Raw genomic sequence first — 12,399 nt, 5'->3', positions numbered from 1 at the left:
CGGCCTAAGCCAGGGCGCATCTTCTATTCTGAAAATGGGATTTTAATCCGCCATGAAATACAAACTGCGTTTCACGGCTCCCATATCACCGTTGGATACGGGAGTTGGTCATAGGCACTTGCCCAGTAGTAGGAGTCCGCCATGATTCGCCTCGGCTGGAAGCCGATCTCGCCGCGGGATACGGAGACAAGCTCGGACTGCGATTGGAATATGCCTTCCGCACTCGTTGCGGCCGTAACGTATTTGCCTGCCATATGGGTGAATCGTCCGCTGATCTTGGCCGCAACAGGCATTCTTGTCTCCATATCGACCATCTTAAAAGTGACTTTGGCGATGCCGGCGGTGTAAGTGATGTTCATCTGGTCGATCACCATCGGTTTCATCGCAGACGGCATCGTCGTTGCGGATGCAGCCAAACTGGGAGCTCCTTCATTGCCGCTGATATCGACCGCAGTGATTTTGTAATAATAGGTGGTGTCCGGCAGCAGCCCTGTATCTTTATAAGAAAGTCCTTTCGAGGTTCCGGCGTAAGTAGCGGGTCCGATCTCAAACCCGGCTTCGGTCCCACGATAGATCCGGTATGCATTTACGGCACTGTTATCCATTGCCATTTCGTAGGTTACATTGATCCGTTGATAATCAAATGCGATAGCTGCCGCTCCGCTGACCGCGCTTGGCGGTTCATGGTCGGCAGGAGGCTGCCAGGCATAGCCGCCGGGTCCCCATTCGCTTGGAAAATCCAAGATCGAGGAGTAGTGGTGGAGGGCAATGCCTCCAAACGCCGGGTCATGCTGAACAGCGTCGTACACCTTGTTTAACTCCGACTCCATATAAATTCGTCCTTCTTCATGGAAGCTGATGGTTTCGGGGTCCCCGCCATCCGCGATGTCCTTTGTCTCGACACCGATCACAACCGACTTCGGCTTGCCGATCAGATTGGCGTAGGTCAGCTCATTCAGCGCTTGCGCGATAATGCCTGCACTGCCATCCGCCTGATCGCGGTAATTCATGATCGAGATGTAATCGGCGGTATCCTGAATGTGTTCAGACAGCCATTTGGTTTGCCCGTTCCACGGGATATTGCTCGCATCGGCCGAAGTGTCATACCATCTCGGGATCGCTGCGCCAACCGACAAGGTGAGTCCCGATGCTTGTTTGCGTTCCATGAGCAGCTGCAGCATATCCAGATACTGAATCTGGACGGATGGCTTTGCGGTTTTGAAGTCCGGCAGGATATACGGCTCGGTATCCACGTTCACGCCGTCGAAGCGAGCGGATTCGCCGGAAGCCAGGTTGTAATTCAGGATTTGCTCAAACTCCCGCACGGCGTGAGTTTGATATCGGCTGTAGGCTCCGAAGTAAGGCGGGACGGTGCCCCCGGCGATTAAGGCTTGAACATAAAAACCCTCGGCGTGAGCCCACTCGACGAACTGTTGGACTTCGCTTCGGTAATCCTCCAGCATTTTTGCTCCGTTATATTGCCCCACAGCCAAATAGAGCGTCGTGATGGGACGTTGATGGAAAGTCGTAACATCCTTCGCCATGGAAGAGAGGACGGCTCGGGAATTCGGATTCAGGACCAGGGGATAGGAGGCATTTTCCCAGATCCAGATCGCACGATCCTGATCCGGCAGTGGTTCCAGGCCATAAGTGCTGCTGGTCACCGTCTCAGGATTCGTCGCCGAGGGATTGTAAACATCATCCATTCCATTAGCGAGAGGTGGGTTGATATGATCATCCGCCATATAAACGGTATTCGTAACCGTTACGAAATCCTGATCTTGCTGAGCCGACGTCTGTCCCCCGGTTCTTGCATAGACCGTTAGACTATAACCTGTATTGCCGCGTGTATCGGTTGCCCTTGCCTCGAGACTGTGAACTTGGCGAGGGAATTGACGTAAATCCAATGTATATGAATATCCGTTCTTGGCAGGGGGAATCTGCAGCCAGTCGCCGCCGTCGATGCGGAGCTCAACCAGCGCAATCGGATTTTTGCCTTCTGCGGATACGTTGATTTTCATTTTGTTGCGCTGCAGCGTAGACTCGGCAGGGCTAGTAATCTCCACTTCCGGTGTATGAGCTGCAGGATTATCGGTGATCAAGTGAATCCAAGGAGACCAGATGCCATAACGCGTTATCGCGTCATTGCCTTTCAGGACCATTTCGACGGGGCCGTCAAGTCGGCTTGTGTCGAGTTTATAGGACCAGTTTCCGCTGTCATCGCCGTTTGGATCCTCCATCTGAACATCCGTTACGAACTCGCCGTTCACGATGAGTTGAAGCTCATACACCCTGGAATAGGTTCCGAATAACTCCGTTACTCCCGGCTGCAGTGCTTGCCCGTCCTGATGGGAGTCAATCGTAATGAACGCTGCCGCTTTAGCCTGCGGTAATGGAACACAGAGTGTAGTAAACAGAACGGCCGCCAGAAACAAAAGCCCGCACCTTCGTAAATGTGAAAGCATCATCTTAGTCACATCCTTGTCAGTTTGATGTAAACCAAATGGACTCAACGGCAGCCATCATGATCTGAAGAGCCTAAAAATACTATGTTTTACAAAATTAAAGCGCTTACTTTTTTAATATTACGAAAATAATCGATTAGAACCGATCCTGGCATGTGTCAGGTTATTTTTGTTGTGTTCGAATGAGTGTTCATTCAATCGACACGAGCAGTTTTAAACGGGCCTCCGCCCTGAGACCGAGTAAAACTCTATACCTTAGGCGGTGTGAACCTGCGCAGATCTCCATTAAGATGTGAGTAACGATTTTTTCCTGACTAATGATTGAACGTAATATTCATCAAAAAATGGGGTGTTGGATCTGCTGCAAAAATCACTTAAAACCTTCATGCAAAGCACATGGATGATATGGGAACGTTTCTTCAGCTTTATTTCCAGATTCCGCAGCTCGCATATCTCGCGCTTTGGCATATGCACGGTCATGATCAAGAAGCATCGAGGGGAGCGCATCGTCTGCGAGGATTCCACGGTCATTCAGGATGGGGATCTGGTAGGCGAGCTTCATTTGGATAATGAGACGATTCTGAAGCTCATTCGAGCAGAAGGGCCGGACCGCGCGGCCCTGAAGATTGCGAGGCTTGGAAGAAAATCCATGCAGCAGATTAGCCGGGCTTATGAAAGCCAGTCCGAGTTCAGCGAGGTTAACGCATTGGTCGGGATTACGCTGCTTCACCGGGGATTAACGCATGGGCTTGGTTTTGAGCATCAAGCAATGAAACCGGATCTGTTCCAGAAGCTGACCACTTCCTATCTGCGCATGCTGTTGTCCGTGATGCACCCGGAGGGTAAGAGCCGCATCGATCGAAGAACCGAATTGCTCGTACCGATGAAGTTGATTCATACCCGATCCTCTTTAAGGAAGCGATTTTCGATGGGAGATCGGAGACAGCCACATGAAGAGGGGAACGCGGTCTTGGTATCGGCTGCGGTCGAAGGTTGAGTATAAGGGCGATGTATCCATATAGTAGACCGGTATGCTGTTTAAACGGGAGAACATGAAGAAACGGGGAGAACGTACATGGAAGAATGGTATAAACTTGACCACGCGGGAAAGCTGTTCCCCGCGGTTGCGGGGAGGGAGAATTCATCTACCTACCGGCTGTCGATTATGCTGACAAGCCGGGTGAAACCAACGGTTTTGCAAGAGGCGCTCGATAGTGTAATTAAGAGATTCCCTCTATTGAATGTCGAGCTAAGAAATGGACTGTTCTGGAAATTTCTGCGGGAGAAGGAGACACGCTTGATGGTGGAGCCGGAATCCGCCTATCCCTGCGCCCCCGTCACTCTTTCGCATGAGAACGGAAGCTTGGTGAGGGTTCTGTATTACGGCAGCAAGATCAGCGTGGAGATTTTTCATGCTTTAACGGACGGGGGAGGGGCATTGGAGTTCCTCAAAACCTTGGCATTCCAGTATTTAACTCTGCTCGGCGAGGACGTGGAGGACAAGGAAGGCCTGATTCTGCCGCCCGCTTCATTTGCCCGTTATGCTGAAGCTCAAGATAGCTTTCAAGCGCATTATATTTCGGCCACACCCGATGCCAGGATGCCGGATGCACTTCAGATTCCGGGCACCCGTTTCTCGCCTTATGGACACAACGTCATACACGGGATGGTTCACGCATCGCGGCTGAATGCGGCAGCCAAGCAGAAGGGAGTAACCCTTACCGCTTACCTGACGGCAATTTTGATTATGGCGGTTTACGATACCACACTGCCTTTCAATAACGATAACCGGCCGATCGTGATCAGCATGCCGGTGAACCTGCGAAAAATCTTTCCTTCCAGCAGCCTCCGCAACTTTTTTGCGGTCATCAACATTGGCGTGCAACTAAAGGAAGGCATGACATTCGAGCAGGTGCTCGAAATCGTTCATGCACAGATGAAAGAGAAAACGACCAAGTCTTATTTAAGCCAAGCGATGGCCGGCAGCATGAAGTACGAAAAAAACCTGTTTTCCCGCTTCACGCCGCTAAAATTAAAGGATCTGGCAATCCGTTACGGCTTCGACCATTTCGGGGAAGAAGCCAAAACGCTTACGCTTACCAACCTAGGCCGGGTCGACATTCCAGCGAGCATGGCATCCCATATCGAGGCGATGGAAACCACGATGTATCCCACAGCCAAAAGTCCCATGAACTGTGCCGTCAGCTCGATCAACGATCAGCTCACCATCACGTTTGCCCGAAATATCGTCGAAAGCGATGTGATCATGCGCTTTTTTCGCCAGCTTGCCAGCCTGAGCGAATTGGACATTACGATTGTCAGCAATGATTGGGGGATGGGCGCATGAGATGCGAAAGCTGTGGCGTATCCGTAGATCCGGCGCATCAAGCGTGTCCCTTATGCCGAAGGAGTGTGCAAGGTAAAGATGATAAGCACCTCGTAAGTAATTCATGGTATCCCGTCTACGAGGCTGCCGAGGAGCAGCATGCGAGCAGCAGTCTTGTATCCAAGTGGCTTACCTTTCTTGCCGTATCCGTCATGGGGATATCCGTCCTGATTAACCTGCTTGGGAATCGCGAGGTATGGTGGAGTTTAACCCTCATGCCCTGCGTGCTGTATGTGTGGTTGTCCATCAGGCACACCCTGATGTCCGGGTCGCATCTCGGCGGCAAAATTATCGTTCAGCTGCTTGGGCTGTCCGGTATGCTGCTGTGGATCAACTTGGCGTCGGGGACGTCTTACTGGTCGACCGGTTATGTCATTCCGTTCCTGATGATGGCGGCAACATTGCTCATTACCGTCATATGCTGTTCGCGAAAAATGGGTTGGCGGGAGTTCGCAGGTTACTTATTAACACTGATCCTTCTTGGTATCGTTCCCTTATTGCTGTATGCCGTTGGCATGTCGCACGTACTATGGACAGCCGTAGCTGCGGCGGTGTACGCCTTGCTGACATTCGGCGGGATGTGCCTGATTGCAGACAAGGGATTCCGCAAGGAAATGAAGCGCAGACTACATTTTTGACAGGAGGTAATCACGATGTGTTCGATCACGGTTCGAAGCATGGCCGATTACGAACGCGATGTTCGCGGCGAAGTGTCCGAGGTGTTTGTTAACGGGTATTATAAGGAGTTGTCTTATTTCACCCGAGACCGGAACATGCTGGAGAACGCCTTCCGGACGCTGTTCAGCCCGGAGGTATTTTATGTGGCGGAGGTTCAGGGAATCATAATCGGAATCTTGGCTTGTTCCCATAATGGGCAGCGGGCCATGCCGGTCGCGTTAGCCCCGCTTCAGGATGCTTTTGGAGACAAGACGGGAGAGCTTGCATATAACGTCATGAAGAACGAATTCAACCCGGCATTGCCCTATGATGACGAGACCGGATATATCGAATGCGTGGCCACAACCGAAAAAGCACGCGGCAAAGGCGTTTCAACCGCTTTGATGAAACACGTCATGACGGAGCTGCCATACAGGCGTTACGTACTAGAAGTGACGGACAGCAACCAAACCGCGCTTCGATTATATCAAAAATTAGGATTTCGGGAGTTTAAGCGTATATCCGAGAATGACTCGGATGAGAAAGGCTTCAATGACCGGATTTATATGGAGTGGAGAAAGCCTGTTTAGTTTCAAGTTACATGTAGATGGAGCACCATCCTCAAGCTAAATGAGCGTCTTATGGGAATAGCCTTCGATTGCAAATGGAATTGCAGTCGAAGGTTTCTTGTTTTTTGGGCTTTAGACATGATACTTTAATATGGATCGCCAGGTTTAATGCTAGAAGCGAGATGAGTACTTAACTAATGATGGATTACGGGGTGATGCCGTGTTTGAACTGCTTATTACGATGACCGAGCGGATCGGAATTATTGTGACGATTGCATTTATCGTAACCCGGCTAAGGTTCTTCCGGACGATGATAAGCCAGGACAAGCTGTCACCTGTGCAGCAGATGCAAGCCATGCTAGTTTTTGGGGTTTTGGGTATTATCGGGACATACACCGGAATTACGGTCAGCACCGACTCCCTGGAAGTCGATAAATGGATGGTGCAGGTTTCCGCAGACGAAGCGATTGCGAACTCAAGGGTTGTCGGCGTCGTCATGGCGGGGCTGTTCGGAGGCTACAGGATCGGATTGGGTGCGGGATTGATCGCAGGGCTCCACCGTTTTACGTTAGGGGGATTTACGAGTTTGGCGTGTGGGCTCGCAACCATATTAGCAGGCCTTCTGGCCAGCTTGTTTCATAGAAAAAATGAGCGCGTTCGCTTTTCCGCTGCGCTGATCATGGGCGCATTGGCTGAAACTCTTCAAATGCTGATCATACTGCTCTTGTCCAGACCATTCGAACAGGCAATATCTTTGGTCGGATATATTGGAGTTCCGATGATTGTGGCCAATGGGATCGGTTGTGCATTGTTTCTGCTCATCATCCGATCCGTATTAAACGAAGAGGAGAAGGCAGCGGCCCAACAGGCCCAAGCTTCTCTTCGTATAGCTCGCAGGACCATTGGATACATGCGCCAGGGTATGAATGCGAAATCTGCTGAAGGGGTGTGCCGAATATTATTCGAGGAAGTCAATGCCACGGCGGTTGCCATTACGAATGATCGAATGATTCTGGCCCATGTCGGAACGGGGGATGATCATCATGCGCCAGGCCGTCCGCTTCAAACCGAAGTGACGCGACGGGTAATTGAACAAGGGGAGCAATTGATCGTGGATCGGAAGCGCATTCAGTGCCAGGAGCCGGATTGTCCGCTGGGAGCGGCCGTCATCGGACCTTTGAAACAAGGGGGGCAGACTGTAGGGACCCTTAAATTTTATTTTAAGAATTCGAGAGATATTACCCACGTGACAACAGAGCTGATGTCAGGTCTAACGATGTTGTTAAGCTACCAGCTGGAGGCGGCCCAGTTGGCGGAAACCAAGGAGCTTGCCAAGGAAGCAGAAATCAAAACGCTTCAAGCTCAAATTCACCCGCATTTTTTGTTTAATGCATTAAACACCATCCTATCCTTGACACGGATTGATGCGGTGAAGGCAAGAAATCTGTTGCGAAGTCTCTCGGATTATATTCGGCAGAATTTGTCGGCGGCTACAGCCGAGAAGTCAACGCTTCAGGATGAGCTTCAACATATACGCTCTTATATGAGCATTGAACAAACCCGATTCGAGGATAAACTGCACATTCGATATGAGGTAGAGGAACCTGCGCTGAAAGCGCTAGTGCCGCCGCTGACCTTACAGCCGTTAGTGGAGAACAGCATACGACACGGTTTCAGGAACAAAACGGACAATTGCGTCATTCATATCCTCGTACAGGGTCATCCTGACTGGGGGGTGTCCGTGACCATCCGAGATAACGGCGAGGGCATAACTCCAGAACGGCTTCGGCACTTGGGCCGTCAAATGCTCGATTCGTCTTCGGGCACTGGAATGGCCGTGTATAATGTGAACAGAAGATTAACCTTGATGTATGGACAGGAAGCATCATTAAACATCAATAGTAATCAAGCGGAAGGAACCGAAATCAAATTTCAGATTCCAGCTGCTGTAAAAAGGTAATACTCCATTCATGAAGGCAGGGATTTTCAAACCATGAGCGAACGAATTCGAACACTCATCGTAGACGATGAACGATACAGCCGCGAGGAGCTTAAATATTTGTTAAAGCAGCATCCTGCATTAGAGATCGTTGGCGAAGCGGACTCGGGTGAACAGGCGGTGTTAAAAACCTTACAGTTGAAACCGGAAGCCGTTTTTCTTGATGTCGAAATGCCCTTGATGAACGGCCTTGAAGCTGCGAGCGCATTAATCGGGTTAAAGCTCCCTCCGAAAATCGTGTTTGCTACGGCATACCCTCAATTCGGAGTAGAGGCTTTCCGGTTTGAAGCACTGGACTACTTGTTAAAGCCCATAGACGAAGAACGACTGGCGGAGACGGTGAGGCGTCTTGAGCAGTCATTACGGAAGGATGAAATTGCATTGCCGGTTCCGGCCAAATCTTGCGGAAAGCTCTCGCTGGAAGCGGATGGGGAAATTGCATTCATCGCCCCCGATGATATTATCTATATTTCGCGCGAGGATGCATACTCCAAGATTGTCACGGCCAATAAGGAATACCATGTAAAGACTCCACTGAAGGAGCTGGAGGCAAAGCTTCGGCAGTATCCGTTCTTTCGAATTCATAAAAGCTATGTCGTGCACCTTGATTACGTCAAAAGCCTGGTTCCATGGTTTAATGGCGCATTTCAGCTTGAATTGAAGGGATGCAGCGACAAACTCGCCGTAAGCCGAAATTATGCAAAGGCATTTCGAGAAGCTCTGGAGCTATAGTTCGGGACAAGTCATGAGGATGTTTTTTCCCGATTATGGCAAGATGAGTGGCACGCGGCATACAGAATAACCTTATTTTTTAACATCTTAATGCGCCAAATCGACGTGTCAGCTCAAAAACCCCCAGGGGCCTGCATCATTTACTATAATGAATGTAAGCGATTTCAGTTAAGGGGGCGAAGGCATGTACACCTTCATCATATCGATCATTATGCTGGTAGTTGGATATTTCACCTATGGAAAATACATCGAAAAAATGTTCGGAGTTAAAGAAGAACGGGCCACTCCCGCTTATGTCAATCAGGATGGCGTCGATTACCTTCCCATGAGCTCGAACAAAAACTCGCTTATTCAGCTCCTCAATATAGCTGGAGTAGGGCCCATCTTTGGTCCTATAATGGGAGCGCTCTACGGTCCGGTTGCTTTTATTTGGATCGTGCTGGGGTGTATTTTTGCCGGTGCGGTGCATGATTATTTAACCGGAATGATCTCGATTCGCAACCGCGGCGCCCATCTGCCAGAGCTTGCGGGCAAGTTTCTGGGAAAAGTGATGAAGCACGTTGTAAACGCTTTCGCGATACTGCTGCTGATTTTGGTGGGCACGGTCTTTGTTACCTCACCAGCCAGCTTGCTCCACAATCTAATGAACGGAAAAGTCAGCTTGGTAATGATCACCTTGGTCATTTTCGCCTACTACATTCTGGCTACGCTGCTTCCGATTGATAAAATCATCGGCCGCTTTTACCCGATATTCGGAGCCCTGTTACTCATAGCATCTCTTGGTGTCGGCGGGATGTTAATCATTCAGCAGGTACCGATACCGGAATTAACCTTAGCGAACCTCCATCCGGACCAAATGCCAATCTTCCCGCTGCTGTTTCTGACGATTACTTGTGGTGCCTTGTCCGGATTCCATGCAACCCAGACACCGATTATTTCCCGTACGACGCAGACCGAGAAGCAGGGACGGAAAATCTTCTATGGAATGATGATTGCTGAGGGAATTATCGCCATGGTATGGGCCGCAGCGGCCATGAGTTTGTTCCAGGGCTCCAATGGTTTGAACGAGCTTCTTGCTACTGGCGGAACGGGTCTTGTAGTAAGCGAGGTCGCTAAGGTGACGTTAGGCGCCGTTGTGGGCACGCTGGCTGTTTTAGGAGTTATCGTGCTGCCGATTACCTCGGGAGATACGGCATTCCGAAGTGCACGGATGATTATTGCCGATTATATCAAGCTACCCCAATTTAGCATGAAACGGCGCCTCATCATTGCAGTTCCTTTATTTTTAATTTCGATTGCTTTGACGCAAATTGACTTTAATATCCTTTGGAGATATTTTTCTTGGGCGAATCAAGCCACTGCCGTCATTGCTTTGTTTGTAAGTGCAATGTATCTGTTTATCGCCCGTAAAAATTACTGGGTTGCTCTGATCCCCGGTGCGTTCATGCTTTACACTACAACGGCGTACATTCTAAACGCCGAGATCGGGTTCAGGCAGTCCATGAATGTCTCGTATATCCTGGGTGCCGTTATCAGCGCCGTATTGGTCATTGTATTTTTTAAAGCGGCGCAAAAAGCACGCGCAGCCGAAATGCCGTTGGAGGTTGACGTATCGGAGTATCATAAGGTTGCGTGATCCATACGGGAAAACGTTCAAAAAGGCACGCAGGGATTCAGCCGTCCATGGAGATCATCCATGGACGGTTTCTTTTTTTCTGGATAAGATAGCCACGGGCAAACATGCCCAAGCCGTCGGAGATTCGTGCAAATAATCGACAGGCTGTCGTTCATAAGATGAAGTGTTAATGATTCATTTAACGGGAGTGTGGGGAGGTGGCATGGCTTGTTGACGATGCTGCTCTTTATGTTTGCGGTCGGTGCCGCAGTGGCCAGCGTGGATACCACCTGCGGACTGAACGTGCTAGGCAGCCTGGACAGCACGAAGGTCAGTAAATTCAAATATGCTTTGGTCTATATCGTGACCTGTACCCTTGGCGGTACCGTAACGGGGCTTGCGGTCGGGGGCATCAATTATGTGCTGAAATTAACCCCCGCGGGCTTATATCAAAACTACGTCATCGTTGTGCTGTTGGTCGTGTTTCTGGTCTTGGAGTTGATTCAAAAAACGGGGATCCTGCCCTCCGGCAATTTCATCGTTCCCTCGGAATGGATCAAGGCTGCAGGGTATCGATCCGCGGCGTTATGGGGCCTGATTCTGGGCTTGGGTTTCATCACGCTGCAAGTGGGCGTCCTCTTTCATGCCTACATCGTGGTTTCCTTGTTTGCGGCTCCCTGGTGGTTGAGCCTGCTGGCAGGTGCGACGTTTGGAATGGTTCGAGGCACCGTGTTCAGCCTTCCGCTGATCCGGTCCATCGTCTACCGCATGCTTAAAAGAAGAGTATACAGCTTCACGCTGCTGACCGCGGTGCGGCTGGCGGTTTCCATGCTGCTGATCATGGGAGCCATCATCTGCATCATCATCTGATGAAGCCAAAAAGGAGCATACAGGTCCATGTACGATGTTCTCGCGATATCCGATACGCTTCCCATGCTATTGTCGGTGGCAAGTTATGTCTGGGCCCGTTCCTTCGGTGATCCGGATCCATTTCCCGGGGGCGCCCGGCTGCATTTGCTGCTCATTCTTCTGCAAATTTTGACGGTGACCTTGGTATACAGCTTTCCGTCGTTGATCAGCTTCCTAGGCATTTCCTTGCTCTATTTCATTCAAGGACTGGGCGTGGCTTATTTTATTCGTAAAAAAGGAAAGGTGGACTGCGGCTGCTTCGGGCCTCAGATCAGCTCCAGGCTGGGGCTGCCGTTGATAGGGTTTAATCTGGCGATGGGCTTCGCGGGATTGGTTTGCAGCTATACCGCAAGGCTTGCGTTTCATCAGTCGTTCACAGTAACGGGTCTTCTTATGGAAGGCATGATATTACTGCTTGCGCTGTTTGTTGTTGTAGGGGTTCCGGATGCCTTACACGCGATCCGAATATACCGTGAAATTGCCGCACCGCATATTTCAAAGATAAAAAGAAGGTAGGGGAGGCCGCGATGAACACGTTCTTCTGGATCTCATATGCCATACTGTGGATTTTGGTCGTGCCTTTGGTGATTCTGAACTTGGTCCTGTTCCGGCAGCTCGGAATCATGGTGATGGGTACCGCAAGAGGAGTGAATCAGTCCGGTATCCCGGTCGGCAGCAAAATGCCTGGAGCCACAACGACAACCTTGCAAGGAGCGGCGTGGTCCACCAACGAGCTGATTGGCACGCCATCCCTCATGCTGTTCGGATCCCCGACGTGCAAGGAATGCGCCGAGATCCTGCCGGATTTTCAGCGGATCGCCATGATGAATAACGTGAAACCGCTCCTGCTGTTATTTTCGTCCGCGGATTTGGCTTCGGATTATGTCCGCAAAATAGCATATGATGATGAGGTGCTAATCGTAAGCTCGGAGTTCGCAAATCACTTGGATGTACAGGTCACGCCTTACGCCTACGCGGTGGATGCAAACGGCATCATTAGGCATAAGGGTCTGGTCAACAGCCGGGAGCAGCTTGAAGCGTATGCGAAAGCATCAAGAGTTTCCTAA

The 12,399-nt window shown here is 50.4% G+C and carries 11 protein-coding genes; 10 read left to right on the top strand and 1 reads right to left on the bottom strand.

The features are described 5' to 3' along the window. Positions 1 to 71: 71 nt before the first annotated feature. Positions 72 to 2,468 carry an Ig-like domain-containing protein gene (locus HMPREF9412_RS29690; RefSeq protein ID WP_009595564.1) on the bottom strand — a complete coding sequence of 799 codons (2,397 nt, stop codon included), beginning with the start codon at positions 2,466 to 2,468 and terminating at the stop codon, positions 72 to 74. Positions 2,469 to 2,817: 349 nt separating this feature from the next. Between HMPREF9412_RS29690 and HMPREF9412_RS29685 the strand changes: the two genes are divergently transcribed. The 10 genes from HMPREF9412_RS29685 (at position 2,818) to HMPREF9412_RS29640 (ending at position 12,399) form a co-directional block, all read left to right on the top strand. Then, complete coding sequence (locus HMPREF9412_RS29685; protein ID WP_009595582.1) at positions 2,818 to 3,462, top strand: YkoP family protein; 645 nt, start codon at positions 2,818 to 2,820, stop codon at positions 3,460 to 3,462. A gap of 78 nt (positions 3,463 to 3,540) precedes the next feature. Further along, complete coding sequence (locus tag HMPREF9412_RS29680) at positions 3,541 to 4,812, top strand: alcohol acetyltransferase (RefSeq protein ID WP_009595565.1); 1,272 nt, start codon at positions 3,541 to 3,543, stop codon at positions 4,810 to 4,812. Positions 4,813 to 4,877: 65 nt separating this feature from the next. Continuing rightward, a complete protein-coding gene (locus HMPREF9412_RS29675) occupies positions 4,878 to 5,489 on the top strand; it encodes a DUF6320 domain-containing protein (RefSeq protein WP_254664135.1) in 612 nt (203 codons plus the stop codon). Positions 5,490 to 5,504: 15 nt separating this feature from the next. After that, complete coding sequence (locus HMPREF9412_RS29670) at positions 5,505 to 6,098, top strand: GNAT family N-acetyltransferase (RefSeq protein WP_009595574.1); 594 nt, start codon at positions 5,505 to 5,507, stop codon at positions 6,096 to 6,098. Between the two features lie 199 nt (positions 6,099 to 6,297). Continuing rightward, positions 6,298 to 8,037 (top strand): sensor histidine kinase, encoded by a 1,740-nt coding sequence (locus HMPREF9412_RS29665; protein WP_009595601.1) that lies wholly within the window; start codon positions 6,298 to 6,300, stop codon positions 8,035 to 8,037. A gap of 33 nt (positions 8,038 to 8,070) precedes the next feature. Next, positions 8,071 to 8,808, top strand: a complete 738-nt coding sequence (locus HMPREF9412_RS29660; protein WP_009595583.1) for a LytR/AlgR family response regulator transcription factor — start codon at positions 8,071 to 8,073, stop codon at positions 8,806 to 8,808. 184 nt (positions 8,809 to 8,992) lie between these two features. Next, on the top strand, positions 8,993 to 10,444 hold the full coding sequence (locus tag HMPREF9412_RS29655; protein ID WP_009595594.1) for a carbon starvation CstA family protein: 1,452 nt from the start codon (positions 8,993 to 8,995) through the stop codon (positions 10,442 to 10,444). A gap of 216 nt (positions 10,445 to 10,660) precedes the next feature. After that, positions 10,661 to 11,293, top strand: coding sequence for a hypothetical protein (locus tag HMPREF9412_RS29650; protein WP_254664137.1), 633 nt, complete (start codon positions 10,661 to 10,663; stop codon positions 11,291 to 11,293). Between the two features lie 27 nt (positions 11,294 to 11,320). Further along, on the top strand, positions 11,321 to 11,848 hold the full coding sequence (locus HMPREF9412_RS29645; RefSeq protein WP_009595568.1) for a MauE/DoxX family redox-associated membrane protein: 528 nt from the start codon (positions 11,321 to 11,323) through the stop codon (positions 11,846 to 11,848). An 11-nt stretch (positions 11,849 to 11,859) separates the two neighbouring features. Beyond that, the gene (locus HMPREF9412_RS29640) at positions 11,860 to 12,399 is read left to right on the top strand and encodes a thioredoxin fold domain-containing protein (RefSeq protein WP_009595608.1); all 540 of its coding nucleotides are present in this window, start codon (positions 11,860 to 11,862) and stop codon (positions 12,397 to 12,399) included.

The sequence above is a fragment of the Paenibacillus sp. HGF5 genome (assembly GCF_000204455.1).
Taxonomy (GTDB): Bacteria; Bacillota; Bacilli; order Paenibacillales; family Paenibacillaceae; genus Paenibacillus_AQ; species Paenibacillus_AQ lautus_A.
The sequence above is the reverse complement of the archived record's forward strand: the minus strand, read 5'-3'. Positions and strand labels throughout refer to the sequence as shown.